Source organism: Olsenella sp. kh2p3 (assembly GCA_900119625.1).
Taxonomy (GTDB): Bacteria; Actinomycetota; Coriobacteriia; order Coriobacteriales; family Atopobiaceae; genus Tractidigestivibacter.
Genome location: FPKD01000011.1, coordinates 25,503 through 50,420, shown reverse-complemented (window position 1 = coordinate 50,420; position 24,918 = coordinate 25,503). Strand labels below are relative to the sequence as shown.

Here is a 24,918-nt window from a genome sequence, read left to right as displayed (position 1 = left end):
TACAACTACGTGTGGTCCTACGGGGGCGGCTGGGACCTCTGGGGCTCCACCGTCAGGGACACGGGGAAGGGGACGAGCGAGGCCACGGGGACGCTCGCGCTGACCAAGCCGGGCGACTACACGGTCTACGTCGACGTCACCGACCGCGCGGGCGAGAGGAGGACGATGTCGGCACAGCTCGTCGTCTCCTCCCCCTCCTGGACCTTCACCGGGGTCAAGGTCTCCTCGTCCCGCGTCCGCGTCGACGAGCCCGTCACCGTGACGCCCGTCACCTCCGGCGACCTCGACGGCGCCGAGTACAACTACGTGTGGTCCTACGAGGGCGGATGGGACCTCTGGGAGTCGACCGTCAGGGACACCGGCAAGGGCACGAGCGAGGCCTCCTCCGAGCTCTCCCTCTACCGCCCCGGCCGCTACGTGCTCTACGTCGACGTGACCGACCGCTCCGGGCGGACGCGCACCATGTCCACGGAGGTCGAGGCCTACGACGACTCCTGGTCGCTCGACGGCGTCACGGCCTCCCCGGCCGAGGTCGTGGCCGGCGACGAGGTGACCTACGCGCCGCGGGTCTCCGGAGACGCCTCCGGCCTCAGGTACAACTACGTCTGGCAGCGCGACGGCTCCTGGGCCGAGGGGGACTGGGGCTCCACGGAGCTCTGCACCGGCTCCGACACGGACGAGGCCTCCCACACCGGGGCCCTCGGCTCGCCCGGGCGCTACACCCTCTACGTGGACGCCGTCTCCGCGCGCGGCGAGAGGCGCACCGCCTCCACGCAGGTCGTGGCCTGGGGCGTGACGGGAATTGACGTCTCGTCTTCGGATGGAGGGATGACTTGGAAGGCGTCTGCGAATCTCTTTGAGGTTCCTTCCGATGCTCAGATGGAGTACCGCTTCCGCTGGGAGGCCTCGGACGGCTCCGCCTCCGGCACGCTCAGCGACTGGTCATCTGCCTCCTCATGCACTTTCCGTCGATCGGACTTTGGTAGTCTCGCCTCGCGCTATCGCATTTATCTCGACGTGAAGTATCCCAACGGGAAGACGAGTGCGTATGCATCTGGCAGCCTCTCCCTGCTGAGCGATGCGCAGAAGAGGGTCATCGCCTCGGCATACAACACTCCGTCTGTCGGCTCTGGCTACTGCTCGGAATGGGTTGACAACGTGTTTGTCAACGTTGGCTTCTATCGTTATGGTCAGGATAAGAATGCAAATGACCTATGCCGCGAGTTCTGCACGTATATGAAGCTCTCAGACCTGCAGCCTGGCATGATTGTTGCAGTGGAGAAGTCCCCAACTCCCCTTGGAAGAATCTACGGGCATGTAGCTGTATACATTGGCGATGGCAAGCTGCATGATGACGAGGGATACATTAGGGAGATGTCGCTTACGGACTGGCTCGCCTTTTACAGCAAGCTCGATACTCCTCGATGGGGGTGGTACGGCAACATTCCGCTTGCCTAGGATACGGTTTCACACTTGAGGCGGCGCGGTTCCCGTAGATGGGACCGCGCCTTTTCTATGATCGCCCGCTCGGCTATTTGTCGACAATTGTGTCAGGGAGAAGAACAGATTGTCGCGTATGGCACAGCCACTAGTCCCTGTGCTATCCTGCACCCAATAAACAAAAGCAATCTTGCATACGCTATGCTGTTTATGCATTGTTCTGAGGTGATTGAGGGAATGGAGCAGATAAGGGCCTGCGTCGTGGGGGCAACTGGGTTCGCTGGGGTCGAGGTCTGCCGCATCGTCCTGGGGCATCCCGCCCTGGAGCTTACGATGGCTACAGATCGCAAGGCTGCAGGTACTAGACTCGCTGACGTGTACCCCGGCTTCGAGGGCGCCTGTGACCTCGTGCTCTCGCTCCCCGAGCCAGAAGCCATCGCCCAGAATGCAGATGTTGCCTTTCTCGCCGTGCCCCACACGGCATCGCTTGCCATCACGCCTCAGCTCTTGGCGCTAGGCGTTACCGTCATCGACCTTTCAGCGGACTACCGCCTGCATGATGCGGCCGTCTACGAGCAGTGGTACGGCACGCCGCACACAAGCCCCGAGCTTCTCGGCCAGACGGTCTATGGCCTTCCCGAGCTTAACCGCGCAGGTCTTCTCGCACTGGGGGAGCGCCACGAGAAGGGCGAGGCGGTTCTTGTCGCCGTGCCGGGCTGCTACCCCACGGCAACGGCGCTTGCCGCAATTCCGGCGCTCGAGGCCGGGCTTGCCACGGGAGACCTCGTGATCTCCGACGCCATCTCCGGCGTCTCCGGCGCGGGCCGCACGCCCAACGCGCGCACGCACTTCTGCCATGCCAACGAGTCCGTTGAGGCCTACGGCGTGGCGCACCACCGCCACACGCCCGAGATAGAGCAGACGCTCACCCAGGTTGCCGGCCGTGAGATGAACGTGGTTTTCACGCCGCACCTGGCGCCGCTCACCCGCGGGCTTCTCGCCACGGTGTACATGACGGCAGCCGATGGCGTCACCGCAAACGATGTGCAGGACGCCTACGAGCGTCGCTATGCCAACGAGGCGCTTGTCTCAACGCTCCCTGCTGGCCACATGCCGCAGACCTCCTCGGTTGCGGCAACCGCCCGCGCCCAGGTTGGCGTTGCCCTTGATGACCGACGACGTAGGGTCATCATCGCGTCCTGCGCGATCGACAACCTCGGCAAGGGGGCTGCCGCCCAGGCGATGCAATGCGCAAACCTGGTGCTCGGCCTCCCGGAGACCCAGGGCATAGGAGCCACCGCACCGCTCATCTAAGCTCATAGCCGAGTCCGTCGACTGGCGCAAGGACTACCCGCACCGTCCGCTTTGGGCGCGCATGCGGCGCGTCCCCGTCCAGAAGGACCTACCATGGCCAACTACAAGCCCCTTGCCATCCCCACACAGGATGACGCACCTCAGTCGTTTGGATTTGCCCCCTGCAAGGGTGGCGTCTGTGCTGCCGTAGGCATGCGTGCGGCCGGCATATCTGCAGGATTTCGTCGGAATCCCGAGCGCAAGGACATGGCGCTTGTCGTAGCCGACAAGACAAGCGTCTGCGCGGCGACGTTCACCCAGAACCGCTTCTGCGCCGCGCCGGTGCAGGTGAGCCGTGCGCGCGCCGCCTCTGGGCACGCGCGTGTCGTGGTGCTCAACTCCGGCAACGCCAACGCCGCTACGGGAGAGCCCGGCCTGCGGTGTGCCGAGAGGGCCTGCGCCCTTGTCGCCCACGCGCTTAACTGCGACGAGCAGGATGTGCTGGTTGCGTCGACGGGAGTCATCGGCGTGCAACTTCCCTTTGAGCCGTACGTGACTGGCGTGCCCGCGATTGTGGACGCGCTTGCGGCAACTCCCGCGGCCGCCCATGACGCTGCTTGCGCCGTTATGACCACGGACACTCACTCCAAGGAGGCTGCCTTCGCGGGCCCTGCGCCTCAGGCGGACGGCAGTTCCGTCACCGTGCACGTGGGAGGCTTTGCGAAGGGCTCCGGCATGATTCAGCCGAACATGGCGACCATGCTCTGCGTGCTCTCGACCGACGCGCCGTTGACGCCGGAGGCAGCGCATGCGGCGCTTCTCTCGGCTGTGCGCAATACCTTCAACAAGGTGACGGTGGACTCCGACACCTCCACCAACGATACGTGCATCCTCTTTGCCACGGGCGCTGCCGGGGGAGAGCCCATCGACGAGTCATCGCTCGCCTTCCCGGCCGTAGCCGCGGCCATCAAGGGCGTCTGCACCAACCTTGCGCGCCAGATTGCCGCAGACGGCGAGGGGTCTACCAAGCTCGTGACGGTGGATGTCCTGGGCGCCGCCACGCAGGAGGACGCCGACAAGGTAGCCTTTGCCATCGCCAACTCACCGCTGGTCAAGACCGCCATCTTTGGTCATGACGCCAACTGGGGCCGCGTTGCGGCGGCTGCCGGAAAGTGCGGGGTGCCCTTCTCGCAAGAGAACGTGGACATCGACTTCATGGACGTGCCCGTGCTGCGTGCGGGCCTTGCCGTACCCATGGACGAGGACGACATGCTGCGACGATTTGAGCGGCCCGAGATTGACATTGCCATCTCGCTTGGTGCGGGGGAGGCCCACTCGCGGGTGTGGACCTGCGACCTCACGCACGACTACGTCAAGATCAACGGAGAGTATCGCACCTAGGCGCCCAGCGCCCGGCCGCACGCGAGGCGGCCCCACGACCAGACAACCAAACACAGGAGGTACGCATGCAAGGTCGCGAGGAGGGCGAGCTGGAGCTTGCCCAGAAGAAGGCGGAGGTTCTCACCGAGGCGCTCCCGTGGATCAACAAGATGCGCGGAAAGACCGTCGTGGTGAAGTATGGCGGGTCTGCCATGGAGGACCCCAAGCTCATGGTGCAGGTGCTGGGAGACATCGAGCTCCTCAAGCTCATGGGCATGCGCGTGGTGCTCGTGCACGGAGGCGGCAAGGCGATAAGCGCCATGCTCACACGCCTCAACATGCCCGTGCAGTTTAAGAATGGCCTGCGCGTCACCGACGACGACACCATGGAGGCCGTGCAGGAGGTCCTTATCGGCAAGGTCAACCAGCAGCTGGTCTGGGCCTTGAATGAGTACGGCCACAACGCGGTGGGCATCTCGGGCGCGGACGGCAAGACGCTCAAGGCGGTGCCCGTCTCGCCAGAGCTTGGTCGCGTGGGGCACATCCGCGAGGTGAGCCCCGAGCTTATCGAGACAATCCTCGACGACGACTACATCCCTGTGATCGCCTCCGTGGCCTGCGGGCCAGACGGCTTCTTCAACGTGAATGCGGACGAGGCGGCAAGTGCGGTTGCCGAGGCGCTCCACGCCGACAAGCTCATCTACCTCACGGACGTCGATGGTCTCTTTGCCGACGTTAACGACAAGGGAAGCCTCATCCGCTCGCTCACCAAGGCCGAGACCAAGGACATCCTCGCATCCGGCGAGCTTGCGGGAGGCATGGTGCCCAAGGTCCGCTCGATTGTGGAGGCCATGGACCGGGGCGTCTCCGAGGTGGTCATCCTCAACGGAAAGTCTCCCCACTCGCTGCTGCTCGAGATCTTCACCGACGCAGGCGTGGGTACCCTCTTCACGCAGGAATAGTGAGAAAAGGGAGACAGAGGGAGTTTCCCTTTGTCTCATTCAGAACAAGGAGAACAACATGGCAGACACCAGCTACGAGAGCGCCAAGGCCCTTGACGATGCCTACGTGATGCACACCTATGCGCGTCTCCCCGTTGAGTTCGTTTCGGGCGAGGGCGCCACGCTCACCGACTCCACCGGCAAGACTTATATCGACTGCCTGGGCGGCATTGGCTCGGTGAGCATGGGCCACTGCAACCCCGTGGTGGCGGCCGCCCTTAGGGAGCAGGCCGAAAAGGTCTGGCAGGTGGGCAACTACTACTTCGTCGAGAACCGCGGCGAGCTTGCGCGCGACCTCTCCGGACTCCTCTCGTCTGTATGCGACGAGGAGGGCCACGTGGTTGGCTCCACAGGCTCCACGTGGAAGACGTTCTTTGCCAACTCCGGTGCCGAGGCAAACGAGGGTGCCATCAAGGTGGCAAGGCGCTGGGGCGAGAAGAAGCTTGGCGGCGCGACTGGTATCCTCACGGCACAGAAGAGCTTCCACGGCCGCACGCTGGCAACGCTGGCCGCAACCGGCCAGGACGTGTTTCACAAGGCGTTTCTCCCCATGCCGGCCGGCTTTGCCGCGGTGCCGCTGAACGACGCGGACGCGCTGGTGGCGGCGCTGGACAACCCGCCGGCGAGCTGCGGACCCGTGTGCGCCGTCATGCTCGAGTGCGTGCAAGGCGAGGGCGGCGTGTGGCCGGCTAACTTCGATTACCTGCGGTTTGTTGCTGCCGAGTGCAAGAAGCGCGGCGTGCTTCTCGTGATTGACGAGGTCCAGACCGGGTTCTTTCGCTGTGGTGCGCCGTTTGCGTACCAGTTGGCCGGCATCGAGCCAGACGTGGTGAGCCTTGCCAAGGGCATCGCGGACGGTTTCCCCATGGGTGCCGTTGCGGCGAAGGTAGAGGTGGCCGACCTCATGGGGCCGGGCGACCACGGCTCTACCTTTGGCGGGAACGCGCTGGCTGCCGCCGCGGGGCGCGCCACCGTTGAGGCGCTGGTCTCGCAGAAGATGGGGGAGCACGTCATTGCCTGTGGAGCGCACCTGCGCCAACGGCTTGAGGCGTTGCCGCACGTGACAGAGGTGCGTGGGTATGGTCTCATGCTCGGCGCGCAGCTGGACGTGCCGGTGGCGACGGAGCTGGTCGACAAGGGCCTTGAGGTGGGTCTCGTCCTCAACCACATTGGCGACTCGATCCTGCGCTTCCTGCCTCCGCTGGTTATCTCCGAGGAGCAGGTTGACGAGGTTGTCGACAAGCTCGCGGCGCTGCTGGCGTAGGGGTGCTGGTACGGTCGCGCTTGCTTCTCTGCGCCGTCGCGGCGCTCTGATGGCGCCCGGAAGCCCCGTTTTGTTGCAATAGTCGCCAAAATCGACCCTCCGGAGACAATTTGTCTCCGGAGGGGCTCATTTGATGCAATGTGCGACAATTTCATGCTTCCGGCGACTTGTGCCGCGCGCGGTCTACACCCTTAACGTTCCTGCCCCCGTTTCGAATTCCCTCTCGCGAAGGAGTTCGTCGAGAAAAGCCTGCCGTTCCTCAAGGGGGCGGAGAAGGTCTTCTCTCCACGTTCTTCTCGTCTTGCGTGTTACCTTTCTTGCGACTTCTGTGAGCTCTTGGGCGCTTGACAATTGGCGATATGTCACAAAGTCAGTATCTTCACCCATGCATGCGAGCGCGTTCTGCCTCGAAATGTCTTCAGGCACACGCCATTGATGGGGGAGATGCCCGCTAAACTCAAGCCCATAATGTGCTTTACGATAGTGAAGATCGATTTTTGCAAAGCTCCTTCCGGTGAGCTGACGGGCAAGTTCTCCATAGGGAACCCGGTCATTGAGGGTCGCGTGAACACAACCATACCCCGCTTTTGATCGAGGTCGAGACAAGGCGATTTCGAGCTCGGATTCCCTCGGCGATGCCGATCCGTCTTGTACATGTCGCAGGAGTCGGCACGGCCTTCTTGCTCCGCGCATCCCCATTTCGGAAGCCGAGAAGAAATAGGCTTCGAGTTCTTGCGTGTTCGTGAGCGGAGGGCGCTCAATGATGCCCCCTTCCACGAAGTCGTCGAGCGAAAATGTTCCTGTGAAACGATAGGCGAGCTTGAGCCAGGAACATTCGTCTAGCACCAGAGACAACTGAAGCAAGGAAAGTGCAGGGGAAGCGATGAGGATGCCTCCTCTTCCTCGTAGGAATGATCCGGCAGGAAAAGACGGATGTCCGCGATGGTATCGCAAGGGTGAACGCGGGTCTCTCGAAGCATCTCTTGGAACAATAATGTCTAAGCCTCCTTCATCGAGACCGTATTTCGAGAGACCGTGTGAAGTAATCTCTGCGCGACTTATCGATGCCTGCGAGAGGTTTACTACGTTGGACGGAGTGAAATCTTTGAATCCCCTGCGGGCATTTCTCTCCACCAATACTGCTGAGGTTTGGAATCCAAGGAACAATAGGCTCATGGTTACTCCTCTCGACGGAAACGGTGAGCGGAGCGTGCCACAATTGGCTTGCACTCTTCTTTCTATACGCAAGCACTTTTCTTGACGATAGCTGTCAAGTTAGTAGGCAGCATCTGGCTTTGCGCAGGTAAAAGGTAGCATTTTCGATACCAACGCAGTGATAGCTCTTCACCAAACTACGTAGCGAGAAATATGAGCCGCCGGTTCACTGCAGAGAATGTCGCCGGAAAGCCCTGATTGTTGCAAATCGCATCAAAGAACCCTCTTCGGCGATTAATTGTCGCCGGAGAGGGCCAAGTGTTGCGATGCGCATCAAAATGGGTCTACCGGCGACATTACATGCCGCCACGCCCGGGAAGCGCTACCCCTCCGTCGCCGCCGTGCGCTCGGGGACGCGCAGCATCACCACAAAGCCGATGATGAACAGCACCACAATGGAGAGCACACCCAGCGAGCTGTTGCCAGTGGCGGCCGTCATCGTACCCACGATAAAGGTGCCGAGAATTGCCGCGTACTTGCCAAAGATGTCAAAGAACCCAAAGTACTCGTTGGCGTGGTCCTTGGGGCAGAGCTTGCCAAACTCGGACCTCGAAAGCGCCTGCAGGCCGCCCTGGAAGAGACCAACCATGATGGCAAGAATCCAGAATTCGACCGCCGTACGCAGGAAGAACGCAGCAAACAGCGTGATGAAGGTGTAGCCGGCAATGCCCACCAGGATCATCTTGCGCGTACCAAACTTGTGTCCTAGACGGCCATACGCAATGGCCGAGGGGAACGCCACAAACTGCGTGACGAGCAGCGCCAACACCAGCTGCGTGCCGTCGATGCCAAGGTCGGCGCCATACGAGGTGGAAAGCTTGATGATGGTGTGCACGCCGTCGATGTAGAAGAAGTACGCGATGATGTAATTCCTGATGGACGGGTCGCGCCAGATGCGCTTTGCCGTAGCGCCAATGCCACGCACGGCGTTGGCCAGCGCGTGCTCCTCGCGAGGCTTGTAGTGGGTCTGCTCAACGTTCTTGAGCATAGGCACCGTAAACGCCACCCACCAGGCAGCCGTGATCACAAAGGAGATTTGCATGGCCGTCTGCAGGCTCATGCCAAAGGGTCTCACCAGCACAAACGCCAGGCAGGCGAGAAACGGCACGCAACTGCCAATGTAGCCCCACGCATAGCCCTGGCTCGAGACTTCGTCCATACGGTCGTCCGTTGTGGCATCAACGAGCAGCGCGTCGTAGAACACGAACGACGTGTTGAGTGCCACAGAGGAGATCACGTAGATCACGAGAAACGCCATTGCGCTGGTGGGGAAGCCCATCGCAACGCATGCCACGGCGCCCGTTCCCACAGACCCAATGATGAACTTCTTCTTCATGCCCTGCTGGTCGGCAACGGAACCCAGGATTGGCATAAGCAGGGCGATGACCAGCGAGGCCACGGTCTCCGCGTAGCTCCAGGCAACAAGGGCGGGGCCGTCTGCCAGCGACTTGAAGTAGATGGGAATGACGCTTGTGGCGAGAAGCACCAACGCAGAGTTGCCCACGTCGTACATGACCCAGCTTCTCTCGGCCTTTGTCATCTTGAAAGACATCGTGTTCCTCTCTGTTTGGCTTCGCGTCTCACGCTCATACACTTCAAAACGTTATCGTTTGGATGCCGTCGAAAATCACGGCTTATGTCAGGATTATGTAATGGCTTGTGCGGTACGGCACGCACGTGGCGCCATGCGGATGCGTGGGTGCCGCGGGCGTACAACCCTGTTGCACACGTGACGCTATCTGTTACCGCGCCGCCCGTCTGGCGTCCTCTGGATGGGGCATAATGGCGGAACGGGTGTGCTTTGCGTCCGTCTTGCGCGACCACGCGCCCGCCTGAACCGGAAAGGGGTCACGATGCCAGACATTCTCACGCACGACTTCTTTGCTCGCGATGTTGCCGATCGCGCAAAGGCAGAGCTGCCTCTGGCGACCCTCGACGAGCGCGACGCCTTCCTGCTGGGAAGCCAAGGTCCAGACCCGCTCTTCTACATCACCATTTACCCCCTCATGGCCAAGTGGGCAAAGGTGGGAAACCTCATGCACGACGAGCGCCCCGCGCGGCTTCTCTCCGCCATGCGTGAGGCCGTCGACCGCCTTCCCAAGCGCGAGAAGGACGTGGGTTCAGCGTACCTGGCGGGCTTCTCGTGCCATTGGCTGCTTGACTCAACGGTCCACCCCTTTGTGAACGCCTGGGCATACGACCTCACGCATGCGGGTGTGTCCGAGCTGGGACCGGAGTATGACGGCAAGGTTCACATGGAGGTGGAGCGCGACCTGGACGAGGCGGTTCTCTATCGCAAGACTGCCAAGACCATTGCCGAGTACCGTCCGTTTGCAAATATCCTGCGCGCTTCTCGTGAGGTGCTTGCCATTATCGACAAGATTTATTTCTATGCGGCGCTCTGGACGTACGACAAGCCCATCGACCCCACCACCTTCTCGGTTTCGGTGGGCTGCTACCGCACCATCATGCGCCTGCTGTACGCTACGCGCGAGCCGCACCGCAACGTGGTCGCCGCCCTTGAGCGCGCTATAACTGGCACTCCCTACTCCACCTATGGCGCGCTTTCGCATCGCGTGCGGGCGTCTGCTTCCTCGGAGTTTGATAACAGCGAGCACCGCGCATGGACCAACCTCGCAACGGGTGTTGTGAGCAGGGATTCGTTCGAAGATCTGTATGAGCGAGCCTTGGACCGTGCGTCTGCCGTGGTCGCGGCCGTGCTCTCGCGCGACTTTGGTGACGATGCCGCGTGCGCGCTTACGGGCAACCTCAACTTTGAGGGGGCGCCTGCTCCCATTGACGCCCCGCTCGCGCAGGTGGGTGTCGCTGCGTCTTGACGAGCGAGGCAACGCGCCATGTGATGCAGGCGAACAAGAGCAAGAACACCAAGCCCGAGCTGCTGGTGCGGGCTCGGCTGCGTGAGGCTGGCTACACCGGATACCGCCTGCACTGGAAGAAGGCGCCGGGCAAGCCCGACATCTGCTTTCCCGGCAGGCGCGTTGCCATATTTGTGAACGGCTGCTTCTGGCACCGATGCCCCCACTGTGCCCTGCCGCTACCAAAGAGCAACGTGGAGTTCTGGAAGGCAAAGTTCGAGCGCAACAGGGAGCGCGACTCTCGTGACAATGCGCTGCTGGTACAGGATGGTTGGACCGTCATCGTGGTGTGGGAGTGCATGCTCAAGAAGGAGCGTCTCGAGCCCACAATGCAGGAGGTCCTTCGCGAACTTGACCGAGCGAGCGGGGATGCTCCGCGCGTCCCGCGCGTTGTTGAGATTGGCTCGCTTAGCCCGTGGAAACTTCGCCGAGAGCGCCAAAAGCTACGCTCACGGTATGTTTTGCGTTAAACCAGCCGCAGGTCTAAGCTAGTGTCCATGGCCAACGACGGGGGGGTGCCGCCATGTCGACATACGTCTTTTCTGATGTCCACGGGCATCGTGCGACGCTCGAGCGCGTGCTCGAGCGCGTGTCTCCTTGCGCAGAAGACGTTGTTTTCTGCCTGGGAGACATGATTGACCGCGGGCCAGATCCCGTTGGCGTCATGCGCGTGGTGCGCTCGCTTCCCAACGTTCGCGTGCTCAAGGGCAACCACGAGGACCTCATGCTTGACGCGCTCGACCACAAGGACGACGTTGTTTCCCAGGCCAACTGGGCCATCAACGGTGGCATGGCAACGCTCTCCGGGCTCGAGGGTGCCTCGGATGATGAGGCGAGCGAGCTTATCGGCTGGGTGCGCAACCTTCCGCTCTCTGCGCACATTGAGGTGGCGGGTCGTCCCTATATCATGGCTCACGCCGGCATTCGCCCAGGTGGACCGCTGCCGGCAGACGGCGCGTGGAATGATTGCGCTCTTGATGCACTTATCGGCGAGCAGACCCCCGACGACCTGCTGTGGATTCGCGACGAGTTCTGGTCGGTTCCTACGGGGTTGCTTAACGAGAGGGGAGAGGGTCCCATCGTCGTGGCTGGCCACACCCCCACGCCCTACCTTACGTCCATGACGGACGAGTTCGACCGTCCGGTGAGAAACAGTGACGGCATTGCGCAGATGGTGCGCGTGGGCGCGTGTGACGCAACAGGTGGCGTGGCGGACCGCTGGGACATCGACTCCGGTGCTGCGGGCGGCGCGGGCTTTGGCCAGATTACGATGGTACGCCTGGATGACGGCGAGGAGTTCGCGGAGCCCGTTCGCGATGGCGAGTAGAGCAGGCAAAGAGACGTCCGCCCCTACGGGCCAGCGCGTCGTTCATCCTCTTGAGCCTATATTTGATGGGATGAGCCGCGTGCTTGTGCTAGGGACCATGCCCAGCCCCAAGTCGCGAGAGGTGCGCTTCTACTATGGCAACCCGCAGAACCGCTTCTGGCGCGTGATGGCGGCGCTTTGGGGAGAGCCTGTGCCCGCGAGCAACGACGACCGTCGCGACCTGTGCCTGCGCCACCACGTTGCCCTGTGGGACGTGCTTGCAAGTTGCACCATCGTGGGGGCGAGCGACGCCTCCATCCGCGATCCCGTGCCCAATGACGTGGGCAGGATTCTATCGGCGGCTCCTATCGTGCGCGTGTTCTGTACCGGTGGCACCGCCACAAGGCTCTACCAGCGGCTCATTGAGCCTGCGTGCGGCGTTCCATGCACGGGGCTTCCCTCCACGAGCCCGGCGAACGCCCGGATGCGCTTCGACGACCTTGTCGTTGCCTACGAACCGCTCCGGCGCGCGGCCGACGGGGAATAGCGCCGAGCGCCGGGCGCCGGAAGAGCCGTTATCGCAGCGATTGCGTACGAAACCCCCTCTCCGGCGCCGTTTTCTCGCCGGGAGTCCCGTTTTAGCAACTCGCTTGAAGCGTTATTGCTCAGCGCCCACGCCGTCTTCGTTTCTGCCACAATGGATGCTCGCAAACAACAATCGCAGCGCACACAACGTGGCTGAATCGCAGAGGGGCGACGTGCGATGAGCGTCAGTGAACTCATGGACGAGAAGGACATGGCCGACCTGCTCGTGAGCGTTCCCGCAGAGGGTCTGCTCCACGGTGCCGTGTGGACAGAGCCGTTGGGCCGCGGATGGACTCACCCCTGGCGCTTTGCAAAGAGCCAGCTCAAGGCTATCGGGAGCTGTCGGGCCTGGCACCCGGGGCTCTATCGCGCAATGGCCGCCTGCACGGCGGGCGTCACCGTGGAGTTTGAGACGGACTCCTCCGCCATCGTGCTCGAGGCGCGCGTGGAGCCGTTTCCGCGCGGCTCGCGCGAGGTGCTCGACGAGGCCGCTGAGTGCGCCTTTGCGCCAGACGGCCCCCTCGACGGCTTCTCGTGCGACGTCGACGGCCGCCATCTGCCCTGCGTGCTTCCCGAGGAGAACCGCGACGGTGTGACGCGCGTGGAGTTTGCGCTTGACGACCCCAACGAGGCGCCCGAGAGCAACCTCCAGCGCCTACCCGGCATGGGTCGCCATCACCACGTGCGCGTGTGGCTGCCCTGCCTCACAAGCTGCGACCTGCGTCACGTGGTGGGCGACGGCAACGTAATCGAGGCGGTTCCCGCTCGCGACCAGCTGCTGGTGATTGGCGACTCCATCGCCCAGGGCTTCGTTGCCGGCGACCCTGCGCACAACTGGCCGGCCCTTCTCGCCACGCGGCTTGGTATGGACGTGCTCAACCAAGGCATCGGCGGCCAGGTCTTCCTGCCGGGCTCTACCGTTGGCCTGGCAGACGAGGCGTCGCCCGCGGCCGTGGTGGTGGAGCTCGGCGAGAACTACCGCTACGAACCCTGCCAGGAGATGCGCATCTCGCGTGACATTCGCACGAGCCTCTTCGAGGTTGCCGAGGCGTGGCCCGAGGCGTCTACCTGGACGCTTACGCCCCTCTGGCATCTGGACGAGACGCACCCCACGCACCGGGGCAGCTGCTTTGCCGCCGTGCCCGACCTTATCCGCACCGCGGTGGCGGCCAACCCCGGCATGCATCTGGTCGAGGGCTCGCGCCTCCTGCAGGCAAGCCCAGTCCTCATGGCCGACGGCTACGAGCACCCCAACGCCGATGGCTCTGCCGTCATCGCGGAGCGCCTGGCCTATATCATGGATGCGCTGGCTGAGCCCGCGGAGACCCGCCGCGCACGGGCGATAGGGCTTCTCTCGGACGGTCCGCACGAGGCGTTCCCCATCCTCGAGTGCGCGCGCCGCGGGATTGGTGAGGTCCTTGTCGCCGAGAAGGGCGTGTGCCTCCTTGAGGTGCCGCGCCACGGGACTTTTGTCTGGGGGACCTCCCGGAAGGCCATGCGCGAGGCGCTCGACGTCTTTGCCTCGCGCGACCTGGTGTGCGTCCTTGGCTCCGCGCCCGTGCACGACGTGCGCCGCGACCTTGGCCTAACCGAGGACGCCCCCTGCAACATGGTTGTCTACGAGAAGAAGGGCCGCCTTGAGGTAGACCCTACGCTCGATATCCGCACGCTCACGCCAGCGTACGCCGAGCTTGTTGCCTCGCACTACTCGCACCCTGAGTACCTGGCGCCCGGCGAGCTGGAGGACATTCTCGCACGCGGACTTGTGCTGGGAGGCTTTGAGGCGGGGCGTCTCTGCGCATTTATCGGCGAGCATCCCGAAGGCGCCATTGGCATGCTGGAGGTCTTTCCCGAGCAGCGCCGGCGTGGGTGGGCAACCGCGCTTGAGTCCGCGAAGATCAACGAGCAGCTCGACCGCGGTCTTGTGCCCTGGGGAGAGGTGTGGCCCGACAATCAGGCCTCCATTGCGCTTCAGGAGAAGCTTGGCCTCACGGTGTACCCGGAGAAGGGAATGCACTTCATGAGCCGTCCGTAGCGTGATCTACCGGTGCCAAAATGTCACCACGGCCATACATTTCAGCTTCCTGTCACAAAGATTCGCTCGTCATGCTGTGTGCAGAATCAATGATGCTGTTTCCAAGCGTCTACAATCGGGCAACAACTTACAGAAAGATTGGTAACGTTCACCGAATTGTCGTGTAGCGGCATGGTGATCAGGAAGTGACCCATATGACTAGTCTTCATGGACGCGAGCTTGAGGAAGAGTTCCTCTCGACTGTGCGCGAGCTTGCCGGTGACGTTGAGAGCAGGGAGGCCGGGGATCGCTACCTTCTCACCACCCACGCGCTCTACCATGGCGGACCCGTTTCTTGGGCCATGACGCCCAAGATCTTTGACGGCGAGCAGATTAAGATCCTGCGCGATGCCGCCGAGACCATGGGTCGCATCATGGACAAGATCACTGCCGAGTACCTGCGCAATCCTGAGTTCCGTAAGCTCTTCCACTTCTCTCCGGAGCTTGAGGAGCTCACGCTTGTACCCACCGGCTACGAGCAGATGATTCCCATCGCGCGTGTGGATGTCTTCTTCAACGAGGAGACGGGCGACTACCAGTTCTGTGAGCTCAACACAGACGGCTCTGCCGGCATGACCTCGACCGTCGAGGTCACCCGCGCCATCCAGGCAACCCAGGCCTACCGCAAGTTTGCCGAGAAGCACCCCAACATCACGACGTACGATGTCGTGGGAGAGGCCATCGACGCCATTCGCGACACGTATGTGAGCTGGGCAAATGCCGACCGTTTTGGCAGCAGCGTTGAACATCCGTCGCTGTGTATTGTCGACTACACCGAGAGTGCGTCGACGGACGAGCTTGAGGACTTCCTCTGGCGTCTCTCCGACAGGGGCATCTATGCTCAGTTCTGCGACATTCGCGACCTGCATATCGAGCACGTGGCCGGTACCGACCTCCTCATGGCGCCCGGTGGCCCCGTCTCCTGCGTGTACCGCCGTGCTGTCACGTCCGAGATTGCCGAGAAGCCCTGCGCCGGAGCCGACGCCCTGGCAGAGGCTGCGCGCCGTGGCCTTGCCTGCGTCATTGGCGGCTACAGGACCTGGCCGTGCGCCACAAAGACCGTCTTCGCGATTATGCGCTCGGATGCGGTAGACGGCATACTCACTCCCGAGGAGCGCGCGTTCATCGACGCACACGTTCCGGAGACGGTGCTGCTCACCGCCGATTCTGATCTCTCGCCCTATGCCGAGAAGGACCGCTGGATCGTGAAGCCTGCGGGTGGCTACAACGCCGTGGGCGTGGTGGCCGGCCTTGACTGCAAGTCGCAGGAGGAGTGGGAGAGCGCGCTTGCCACCTGCGCAAAGAACGGCGGTGTGGTGCAGGCGTATGCGCCTCAGTACCGTACGCCCACCCTGCGCGGCGGCGTTCTCAAGCCTGGCGAGGACCCGCTCGACGCCCCCGAGATGAGCAACATGGAGGGGCTCTTCCTCTTCAACGGGAAGTTCGGCGGCGTCTTCACCCGCTGTGGCATTGGCAACGTCATTGGCGAGTGGACGCACCGCCTCAACATGGGCTGCCTCGTCGTGGAATGAGACAAAGGGAGTTTCCCTTTGTCTCACGACGCTCTCTCTGGTGCCGGCTTGACGCCCGAGGCACGTTATCGCAGGAATCACGTACAAAGTTGCTGCTCCGGCGTCAATTTGGCGCCGGAGCAGCATTTTCATGCAGTTGTGTCGGCGAGAGACACCTATGACTCTGGAAAACTGCGACTTAATAGCCGTCAAACGAGAAGCCACTTGCCCCTTACCTGCGGTTTCTCTCATCGACGCACGAGGCTAACTGCTATTAAGTCGCAGTTTTCCAAAACGGCCCCGACCTCCATGCGGCATGGCGTTCTCCATGCGACCCGGCGTCCTTCTCGCCGCTCTAATTACTGTCGCGCGGCCTTGCTAGAATCTGCCTCGATAAACAACTCGCAGGAGGCAGCCATGGAAGTCACCAACATGCTCGCGCCTCACCTCACGGGGCAGCTCTCGCCCCAGGCGCAACAGGCCATCGCGGACCGTCGCGCAAGCGGGGCCCTCTCGCCGTTTGCCACGCCCAACGCTGCCGCGCTTCGCCGCGACAAGACCGAGCGCGACCAGGAGAGCGTCCTGCGTCCGGCCTTTGTGCGCGATGCTGAGAAGATCATGCACATGTCCGCGTACAACCGCCTTGCCGGAAAGACCCAGGTCTTCTCGTTTCGTGCGGATGATGACTTGGCCCGCCGCGGCCTGCATGTGCAGCTCGTCGCGCGCGTGGCAAGAGACATTGGCGCTGCCCTCGGCCTCAACCTTGACCTTATCGAGGCAATCGCGCTTGGCCACGACATTGGCCACACGCCTTTTGGCCACGCAGGCGAGCGCTTCCTAAACGACGTCTACCATGCCCGCACCGGCCGCTTCTTTGCGCACAACGTGCAGAGCGTGCGCGTGCTCGACGTCACCTACGGTAGGAACCTCGCGCTCCAGACCCTCGACGGCGTGATCTGCCACAACGGAGAGTTTGAGCAGCAGGTCTTCGAGACAAGCACCCTTGCCGACTTCGACGAGTTCGACCGCGGGGTGGAGGAGTGCTGGGAGAAGGGCGGTCCCGCCATTGCGCACTTGCGCCCCATGACGCTCGAGGGCTGCGTGGTGCGCGTCTCGGACATCATTGCCTACGTGGGCAAGGACCGCCAGGACGCCATTCGCGCGGGCCTTTGCACCGAGAAGAGCTTCGACGACGGGCTTGGCGGGGCGTACAACGCCTGGGCGCTTGGCGCCTTTGTCGCAGACGTGGTCGAGAACAGCCTGGGCAAGCCGCGCATCGAGATGAGCGAGGAGGGCTTTGCCGAGATGCGCCGGGCAAAGCGCGAGAACTACGAGAAGATCTACGGCGCCTCGGAGGTCAACGGGGACTTCTCTCGCGGCGTCTCGGAGCTCTTCTCGCTGCTCTATGACCACGAGCTCGAGGCTCTTCGCGCGGGTGACGAGTCCGCCGCCATCTTCCGCCATCACATTGAGCCGCTTGGCCGCCACCTCGCGCCCTATGGCCGCACGTATGACTGGGAGTCGGACCCAGACCTTGCGGTGGTGGACTTCATCTCGTCGATGACGGACGACTACTTCATGGCCACGTGCTCGGAGCTTTTCCCCAAGGCGCGGGAGCTCTTCCCGCGTCGCGGGTACTTCGAGGGCGTGCGCCCGTAAGGCCCGCGCGGACGGCTGCGGGGCCACTTCCCGTCTCGGCGGGGTCAAGCGGCAGCCACGCTCAGCGATGGTCGGTCTCGAGCAACCAGTCCCGTGCATCCTCAATGCGAATCCCGGTTTCGGTGATACCTTCGTGAAGGCGGTCAAGCGTGAGCACGAGTTTAGGGAATGAATCGCCCAGCTCGTTCAGTGGGGCGAGTTCTCGCTTGCGAGTCTGAGGTGAGGAGAGGTCCTCGGAAACCTGGACATAGAGCTGGTCGGAGCCTCGCCTGCAAACAAAGTCGATCTCTCCGCTGGCGGTCTTTCCAACGGAAACATCCCAGCGGCGTCGAAGCAGCTCAAGGTAGACAACGTTTTCCAGCTGGAACCCCGTATCAAGATTGGAGAAGCCGCTTGCAAGATTCCGTAGCCCCGTATCTACCGGATAGTACTTGCGCCTTGGGTTGAGAAGTGCCTTCTCGGACAAGCTGTTCTGAGTAGCGCTGTGGAGTATGAGGGCATCCTCAAGTGCACCAAGGTAGGCATCGATGGTATTGACGTGAACTTTCATGCCATTCGAGACGAGGTAGTTGCGCACGGAGTTGGCAGAGAAAAGGTTTCCCGACGTACGGAAAAGATAACGGCACAGCCTGTCAAGCAATGGGTAGTCTCGCACGCCGGTGCGCAGCGCTACGTCATTCATGATGACCGTGTCATAGACCGACGAAAGGACCGTTCTGATTGCATCCTCGTCTCTGTTTCTCAGGGAGAAAAGGATGGGCATTCCTCCATACAGCTGGTAGGAGGGGTATGCGTCATCGGGGCTGTTTTCGTCGCCATCGAACGCGCGCTTGAAAACGCGGTATTCGGAAAACGAGAGCGGCCAGATGGGGATACGGACATATCTGCCAGACAGCAGCGTGCCAAGCTCGCCCGAAAGGAGAAAGGCGTTGGAACCCGTCACGACAATCTCGCAGCCTGGCACGGTTTGCAGCTGGCGGACGACTCTCTCCCAGCCATCCACCTCTTGCACCTCGTCTAGGAGTACGTAGCGTGGGTGCGCGGAGTCCGATTGGTCGAGTGCTTGAGAGAGCGCTTCCTTGAGATACGCTGCATCGGCATGCTCCGGGCGCAGCCACTGGGACTGGTCGTAGACGATTACGTTTTCTTGAGGTACGCCCCTGTCGAGCAGGCCGCTTCCATAGGTTGCAAGGATTGACGACTTGCCGCACCGACGAACTCCTTGAAGAACGCGGATGAGACCGGATCCTTCCCATCTCTCGAGCTCATCGAGATATGCTTTGCGCGGAATGAGTCCTCGTGCGAAGCCCATGCTGCCCCTCTCCTCACTGTAGTGAAGATTATAGTGCATATGGGGCTAAAGTCTTCACTACAGTGAAGACAATGCCTGCGGAGAGGCAAAAACCTTCACTACAGTGAAGACGCTTGCGCCGCGCGCTCCGCCGCGCCGTGCTCGCGTGCGGCGTCGACGAAGGCACTGAAGAGCTGCGGCTGCGTACGCAGCTTCTCGGGATGCCACTGCACGCCCAAAAAGAAGGTCTTCTCGGCAAACTCCAAGCCCTCCGGCGTGCCGTCCTCGGCCCACGCAACAACGTGCCCCTCGGGCGCTTGCTTGCAGATTGCCTCGTGGTGGAGCGAGTTCACCTCGCCCGAGGTGAACCCCAGAATCTTTGCCAGGCGGCTCGTCTCGGCAATGCGCACGTGGTGGACGGGGGTGTCTGGCTGGTCGAGCCTTCTGTGGACGATGGTCTTGGTGGGGTAGTCGCTGATGTCGCGCACAAGCGTGCCGCCTAGGGTCACGTTCATGACCTGCATGCCGCGGCAGATGCCCAGCACCGGAACGTCGGCGTTCCAGCATGCGCGCATGAGCGCCCACTCGAAGGCGTCGCGCGCAGTGCAGGTGAGCGAGATCTGCGAGTGGCTCTCCGGTGCGTAGGCGTTGCCTCCAAAGGAGCAGTCGGCAATGTCGCCACCGCCCGTGAAGAGGATGCCGTCAAGGCGACGCACGATGTCGGGGACCAGGCTGGTTGCGTCAAAGCCAAAGGGGATGGTGTAGGGGAGAGCCACCGGGATGCCTCCCGCATCTGCCACCGAAGCAGCGTAGTGGTCATCCGTCATGGTCCAGTTTGGGTTCTCGGGGTCCTCCCGGGGCCTAGACGTGATGCCGATGAGCGGCCTTGTGGCTGCGATTATCATGTTTCCTCCCCTGCGCGACCTTCCGGTGGATACCTTAGCCGACCAAAGGTGCCTCGATCTGTTTGGGTTGCCAATACAGAAAAAACGAACGGGTGGCGCGATTTGGCCCAAGCCGGAGTGGCTCTGGTGCCCGAGAATGACCTGGCGATAAGAAAGGCCGCACGTTGAGAAAGGCGGCACGATGAGAAAGGTCTCGCTGCCACACATTCGGGGCCGAACGTGTGACCCGCGCAGGTCGATACAGATTCGGGCTGCGAATGTGTGGCGGCACGCTACACATTCGGCAACCAGTAGGGTGCCAAATGCCGCTGCCTACGCCCCTGGGCTACAATCGCTTGCATGGACAACCTCTTCACCAACATAGAGCGCTACAAGCGCACGATGAACGCCCCGCTCGCCGCGCGCATGCGTCCTCAGACCCTCGAGGAATACGTGGGCCAGACCGAGGCCGTTGGTCCCGGCAGCTGGCTGCGCACGGCAATCGAGCACGACACGCTTTCCTCGGTGATTCTCTACGGCCCTGCTGGCACGGGAAAGACCACGCTTGCGCGCATCATCGCCAACTCGACGCACGCGGAGTTTGTCGAGGTCTCGGCCGTTACGGGTACCGTGAAGGACCTCCGTCGCGAGATTGAGGCCGCCGAGAGCCGCCTGCTCTCCCTGGGCCGTCGCACAATCCTCTTTGTGGACGAGATACACCGCTTCAACCGCTCGCAGCAGGACGCGCTACTGCACGCTGTGGAGGACCGGACCGTGGTCCTGGTGGGTGCCACAACAGAGAACCCCTACTTCGAGGTGAACTCTGCGCTGCTCTCGCGCTCTCGCGTGGTGGAACTTGAGCCGCTCGATGATGACTCCATTCGCACCATCGTGCGCCGCGCAGTCACCTCGGAGTATGGCCTCAAGGGCGCCTTCACCCTCGATGACGACGCGCTCGAGGAGATCGTCACCCTTGCCGGCGGTGACGGTCGGGCGTCTCTCACCTCGCTTGAACTGGCGAGCCAGATGGCCGCGCCGGCCGGTACGGCCACGCCGGAGGAGCCCGTGCGCATCACGCGAGCCCACGTGCTTGAGGCCAACCCACGCCACGGTCTGTCCTACGACAAGTCCGGCGACATGCACTACGACATCATCTCCGCCTTCATCAAGTCCATGCGTGGAAGCGACCCTGACGCGGCGCTCTATTGGCTGGCGCGCATGCTCGACGCGGGGGAGGACCCCAAGTTCATCGCGCGGCGCATCTTCATCCTGGCCTCGGAGGACATTGGCAACGCGGATCCGCAGGCGCTTCTCGTTGCCGAGGCGGCGTTCAAGGCAACCGAGGTCATCGGACTTCCGGAGTGCCGCATCAACCTTGCTCAGGCCGTGGAGTACATGGCGCTTGCGCCCAAGTCCAATGCCGCCGAGGCGGGGATTGACGCTGCGCTAAAGGAGGTCCGCGAGGGACCGCGCCGAGAGGTACCCAGCTACCTGCGTGACAGGCATCGTCCCGGCTCCGATGAGTACGGCCCCTACCTCTATCCCCACAACTATCCCACTGGCTGGGTGGAGCAGCGCTACCTGCCCGAGGGCCTTGAGCGCGGTGCGTTCTATCACCCCAGCCCCCGCGGTTGGGAGGCCTGGCGCATTGAGGCCACGGCGCGCGACCGGGCAGGGCTTCAACCCAAGCCGGTGGATACGGGCGAGAAGGGCACCGCAGGTGCTGCCGGCGCGGACGCTGCCGCGAACGGCGCCGATCCCACCAAAAACGACGCTCCCGGCAAGGCGTAGGCGCCGAGAAATACCGCTCGCCGCCTCTCTCGCCACCGCTTGGCCCTTCCGTCCGCCGTTTCAGGATGCAGGACACGCCAGAAATTCGACAGGTTAGTACGGTTCCCCTCATTCGAGGCGTCATCGATTTGTAATGACTCTCGAGCAAGGCGCACCGAATACCGATGCGCGGGATGGCCGGGATGGTCCCGGCCAGAGGGGAAGGAACCTAGCATGAAGAAGCAGGTACTGGTTGCGGGTCTGCTTGCCGCAACGCTCTGCATGCCGCTCGCAGCCTGCGGTGGCTCGTCGACCTCGTCTACCAGCTCGTCGTCCTCCACGACCACGAGCAGCACGAGCACGACCTCCAGCTCGTCAAAGGACAGCTCCACCTCCGAGTTTGACGCCAACAAGGCTTATGCCGGCCAGTGGCGCGGCTCCGTCGAGATTACCGGCCAGACCGTCTACGGCACCGCCGGCGGCAGCGAGCAGATGCTCGACGTGAACCTGAACGATGACGGCACCTGCGAGGTCAAGCCCCTCGAGGCTCACGCCGACCTCCTCACCGACACGGGCACCTGGGAGGGCACCGAGGACGAGATCACGCTGCACCTCTCGTCCAAGGACATCACGCTCAAGGTCGTCGACAAGAACACGCTTGAGGGCAACGCTGCCGACTTCGACATCGCCGACTTCGACACCATCGACTTCGACTTCTACGGCTAGGAGACAAAGAGAGTTTCCCTTTGTCTCACGCAGGCAGGCGTTGGGAGCGCTCTGCTCGTGAGCCCAGGTGTTACGCGGGAACTACCACGGCTAAACGGCCGTGCGGAGGGAAGGCTGCGGCCCCCTGTGGGAGGGGGACCGCACGACAAGAGGAGAAAGAATGGGAAACAACCTGACGCGCAGGAACTTCCTTGCTGGGTCGGCTGCCGCGGCGGCGCTCGCAGGGCTTGCGGGCTGCTCGACCGGGAGCACCCCGAGCACTGATGATGCGGCGAACAAGAAGGGCAACGGCTACACCGAGACGGCAACCGACTACGGGTACACCATCGTTGACAACGGCGACGGCAAGCAGCTGTCCTACTCGCCAGACTCCGGCCTCAAGCTCATCGAGAAGGACGGCTACGCGTTCAAGGACTTCGAGGGCACCGGCGAGCTTGTGCCCTACGAGGACTGGCGCCTTTCCGCCGAGGAGCGCGCCGAGGATCTTGCTGGGCGCCTCTCTATCGAGCAGATTGCTGGCCTCATGTGCTTCTCTGGGCACCAGAGCAAGGTTGAGGATGATAGCTCGGTGACCGATGAGCAGAAGCAGTTCCTCGACGGAAACGTTCGTGCCGTTCTCAATGCTGCTTCTGCATACCCTGCGTTCAAGCAGGCTGCTTGGGCAAATAACATGCAGGCATACGTAGAGGCATCGGAGAACAAGATTCCCATCAACTTCTCCTCAGATCCTCGTAACGGCAAGAACTGCGTCGATTGGCCCGGCAACCTCGCCCTTGCCGCTACGTTTGACCCCGAGGTCGCCAAGCGCGCTGGTGCTGGAATTGCTCACGATCTTCGCAGGATGGGCATCTCCATGTTCCTTGGCCCTCAGACCGACGTCGCGTCTGACCCCCGCTGGACGCGCTTCTCCGGTACCTTCGGTGAAGACCCCGCACTTTCCCGTGATACCTGCAAGGCCTTCATCGACGGCATGCAGTCCACGACCGATGACAACGGAAACGATGTTGGCTGGGGCAAGGACTCGGTTGCCGCTATGGTCAAGCACTGGCCGGCGGAGGCCCCCGGCGAGGGTGGCCGAGAGGGTCACAAGGATGGCGGCAAGTTCGCCATCTATCCCGGCAAGAACTTTGAGGCATGCATGATTCCGTTCGTGGATGGTGCCTTCAAACTCGATGGTAAGACCGGCACCGCGTCATCTGTCATGACCTCCTACACCATCGCGTTCGACCAGGACAACGAGTATGGCGAGCTGGTTGGCTCTGGCTTCTCGAAGTACAAGGTCACCGAGCTTCTCCGCGATCGCTTTGGCTTTGCCGGCTCTGCGTGCACCGACTGGGCGGTGCTTAACGATCCGGGCGCAGGTATGGCTACCTGCTGGGGTCTTGAGGACACAAGTGTCTGGACGCCCGCAAAGCGCGCCTCGAAGTCTGTCTCCGTCGGTGTCGACCAGATGGGCGGCTGCAACGACCCCACGCTGCTTGTCTCCGCTTATAACGACATGAAGGAAGAGCTTGGCGAGGATAAGGCAAACGAGAACTTTAAGAATTCCGCCAAGCGTCTGCTTCTGAGCTACTTCAACACCGGCATCTTTGAGGATCCCTACATTGACGTTGACGCTACTCGTTCCGAGGTCGACAAGGGCGACGACGCCACTAAGGAAGAGGCTCTCTCCGACCAGGTCAAGGGCATCGTTATGCTCAAGAACCACGGCAACGTCATCAAGGCTGGTTCCGAGAGCGCAAAGCCCAAGGTCTACGTCCCCATGCGATTCTCGAAGTCTTACCGCGCTGCCGGTTTCATGGGCGGATGGTCGGAGACCCCGTCGGCGTGCGAGCTTCCGCTGTCTGATGGAACACTCAAGAAGTACTTCGACGTTGTTACCGATACGCTTGCCGATACTCTCACCGGTCCCGTTAACGAGAAGACCGGCAACGCCACTCCCACGCTTGATGACCTCACGAGGCTTACCGCTTCTGACATCGCTGACGTCGATTATGTCCTCGTTTGCGCCAAGGCACCGAGCAACGCAGATCCCAGGTCCTCTCAGGACGAGGACGGCAACTATGTGCCGCTCTCTCTCCAGTATCGCCCCTATACTGCGGACTCCGAGTACGTGCGCCAGACCTCGATTGCCGGTGACCCTGCTGATGGATCCAAGTGGGCAGAGCATGAGTCTGCGAAGGGCGTCGAGATTGAGAACCGCAGCTACTATGGCAGGAGCTCCAATATCACCAACGAGTACCAGCTCGACCAGATCCTTGAGGCAGCTGCGCTCGCCAAGGAGGCCGGCAAGCCCTGCATCGTGATTCTCGATATCACGCAGCCCATGTGCGTCCACGAGTTCGAGTCCGAGGTTGACGCCATTCTCGTCTCTATGTCCGGCTCTACAGAGGCGGCTTGCCGTATTGTCGCCGGTCTTGATGAGCCCTCTGGCCTGCTCCCGATGCAGATGCCTAAGGATATGGTTGACGTCGAGAAGCAGCTTGAGGACATCTCTCGTGACATGGAGTGCTACACCGACGTAGACGGCAACACCTACGACTTTGCCTTTGGTCTGAACTACTCTGGCCAGATTTCGGATGATCGTACGAAGAAGTACGGCGTTGATCCGCTGACCAAGCTGGCCGACTAGTCCCACCCTCC

The 24,918-nt window shown here is 62.2% G+C and carries 18 protein-coding genes and 1 pseudogene; 15 read left to right on the top strand and 4 right to left on the bottom strand.

The window, feature by feature from the left end:
- The 5 genes and pseudogenes from BT122_RS11035 to BT122_RS09915 form a co-directional block, all read left to right on the top strand.
- Nucleotides 1-1,458, top strand: a pseudogene (locus tag BT122_RS11035) (hypothetical protein); the annotation flags it as partial.
- A gap of 219 nt (nucleotides 1,459-1,677) precedes the next feature.
- Nucleotides 1,678-2,754, top strand: a complete 1,077-nt coding sequence (gene argC, locus BT122_RS09930; protein ID WP_072355757.1) for an N-acetyl-gamma-glutamyl-phosphate reductase — start codon at nucleotides 1,678-1,680, stop codon at nucleotides 2,752-2,754.
- A 93-nt stretch (nucleotides 2,755-2,847) separates the two neighbouring features.
- Complete coding sequence (argJ, locus tag BT122_RS09925; protein ID WP_083432454.1) at nucleotides 2,848-4,134, top strand: bifunctional glutamate N-acetyltransferase/amino-acid acetyltransferase ArgJ; 1,287 nt, start codon at nucleotides 2,848-2,850, stop codon at nucleotides 4,132-4,134.
- A gap of 65 nt (nucleotides 4,135-4,199) precedes the next feature.
- A complete protein-coding gene (gene argB, locus BT122_RS09920; RefSeq protein ID WP_059055797.1) occupies nucleotides 4,200-5,075 on the top strand; it encodes an acetylglutamate kinase in 876 nt (291 codons plus the stop codon).
- Nucleotides 5,076-5,133: 58 nt separating this feature from the next.
- Nucleotides 5,134-6,378 (top strand): aminotransferase class III-fold pyridoxal phosphate-dependent enzyme, encoded by a 1,245-nt coding sequence (locus BT122_RS09915; protein ID WP_072355756.1) that lies wholly within the window; start codon nucleotides 5,134-5,136, stop codon nucleotides 6,376-6,378.
- A 183-nt stretch (nucleotides 6,379-6,561) separates the two neighbouring features.
- On the opposite strand, the gene BT122_RS10905 is transcribed toward BT122_RS09915, so the two are convergent.
- Nucleotides 6,562-7,554 (bottom strand): hypothetical protein, encoded by a 993-nt coding sequence (locus tag BT122_RS10905; RefSeq protein ID WP_143190040.1) that lies wholly within the window; start codon nucleotides 7,552-7,554, stop codon nucleotides 6,562-6,564.
- 361 nt (nucleotides 7,555-7,915) lie between these two features.
- Nucleotides 7,916-9,145, bottom strand: coding sequence for an MFS transporter (locus tag BT122_RS09910; protein ID WP_072355755.1), 1,230 nt, complete (start codon nucleotides 9,143-9,145; stop codon nucleotides 7,916-7,918).
- Between the two features lie 301 nt (nucleotides 9,146-9,446).
- On the opposite strand from BT122_RS09910, the gene BT122_RS09905 reads away from it, so the two are divergent.
- The 7 genes from BT122_RS09905 to BT122_RS09875 all read left to right on the top strand — a co-directional run bounded on the left by BT122_RS09905 (nucleotide 9,447) and on the right by BT122_RS09875 (nucleotide 17,604).
- Nucleotides 9,447-10,430: a zinc dependent phospholipase C family protein gene (locus BT122_RS09905; RefSeq protein ID WP_072355754.1), complete on the top strand. Its 984-nt coding sequence runs from the start codon at nucleotides 9,447-9,449 to the stop codon at nucleotides 10,428-10,430.
- Complete coding sequence (locus tag BT122_RS09900) at nucleotides 10,427-10,939, top strand: very short patch repair endonuclease (protein ID WP_059055790.1); 513 nt, start codon at nucleotides 10,427-10,429, stop codon at nucleotides 10,937-10,939. Before BT122_RS09905 ends, BT122_RS09900 begins: the two co-directional genes overlap by 4 nt.
- A 53-nt stretch (nucleotides 10,940-10,992) precedes the next feature.
- Nucleotides 10,993-11,796, top strand: a complete 804-nt coding sequence (locus tag BT122_RS09895) for a metallophosphoesterase family protein (RefSeq protein ID WP_072355753.1) — start codon at nucleotides 10,993-10,995, stop codon at nucleotides 11,794-11,796.
- On the top strand, nucleotides 11,786-12,322 hold the full coding sequence (locus BT122_RS09890) for a DNA-deoxyinosine glycosylase (protein ID WP_072355752.1): 537 nt from the start codon (nucleotides 11,786-11,788) through the stop codon (nucleotides 12,320-12,322). Before BT122_RS09895 ends, BT122_RS09890 begins: the two co-directional genes overlap by 11 nt.
- 216 nt (nucleotides 12,323-12,538) lie before the next feature.
- Nucleotides 12,539-14,395, top strand: a complete 1,857-nt coding sequence (locus BT122_RS09885) for a GNAT family N-acetyltransferase (RefSeq protein WP_059055784.1) — start codon at nucleotides 12,539-12,541, stop codon at nucleotides 14,393-14,395.
- Between the two features lie 194 nt (nucleotides 14,396-14,589).
- Complete coding sequence (locus BT122_RS09880) at nucleotides 14,590-15,966, top strand: hypothetical protein (protein ID WP_072355751.1); 1,377 nt, start codon at nucleotides 14,590-14,592, stop codon at nucleotides 15,964-15,966.
- A gap of 396 nt (nucleotides 15,967-16,362) precedes the next feature.
- Nucleotides 16,363-17,604 carry a deoxyguanosinetriphosphate triphosphohydrolase family protein gene (locus BT122_RS09875; RefSeq protein ID WP_072355750.1) on the top strand — a complete coding sequence of 414 codons (1,242 nt, stop codon included), beginning with the start codon at nucleotides 16,363-16,365 and terminating at the stop codon, nucleotides 17,602-17,604.
- Nucleotides 17,605-17,665: 61 nt separating this feature from the next.
- Here the strand turns inward: BT122_RS09875 and BT122_RS09870 are convergent, their stop codons facing one another.
- Together BT122_RS09870 and BT122_RS09865 are read right to left on the bottom strand one after the other, a co-directional pair.
- Nucleotides 17,666-18,955 (bottom strand): ATP-binding protein, encoded by a 1,290-nt coding sequence (locus BT122_RS09870; protein ID WP_083432453.1) that lies wholly within the window; start codon nucleotides 18,953-18,955, stop codon nucleotides 17,666-17,668.
- 59 nt (nucleotides 18,956-19,014) lie between these two features.
- On the bottom strand, nucleotides 19,015-19,800 hold the full coding sequence (locus BT122_RS09865) for a gamma-glutamyl-gamma-aminobutyrate hydrolase family protein (RefSeq protein ID WP_072355748.1): 786 nt from the start codon (nucleotides 19,798-19,800) through the stop codon (nucleotides 19,015-19,017).
- 339 nt (nucleotides 19,801-20,139) lie between these two features.
- Here BT122_RS09865 and BT122_RS09860 point away from each other — a divergent pair, with 339 nt between their 5' ends.
- The 3 genes from BT122_RS09860 (at nucleotide 20,140) to BT122_RS09850 (ending at nucleotide 24,907) form a co-directional block, all read left to right on the top strand.
- Nucleotides 20,140-21,570, top strand: coding sequence for a replication-associated recombination protein A (locus BT122_RS09860; protein WP_083432451.1), 1,431 nt, complete (start codon nucleotides 20,140-20,142; stop codon nucleotides 21,568-21,570).
- A 213-nt stretch (nucleotides 21,571-21,783) separates the two neighbouring features.
- Complete coding sequence (locus BT122_RS11030) at nucleotides 21,784-22,275, top strand: hypothetical protein (RefSeq protein ID WP_072355747.1); 492 nt, start codon at nucleotides 21,784-21,786, stop codon at nucleotides 22,273-22,275.
- A 160-nt stretch (nucleotides 22,276-22,435) separates the two neighbouring features.
- Nucleotides 22,436-24,907, top strand: coding sequence for a glycoside hydrolase family 3 N-terminal domain-containing protein (locus BT122_RS09850; protein ID WP_072355746.1), 2,472 nt, complete (start codon nucleotides 22,436-22,438; stop codon nucleotides 24,905-24,907).
- Nucleotides 24,908-24,918: the final 11 nt, after the last annotated feature.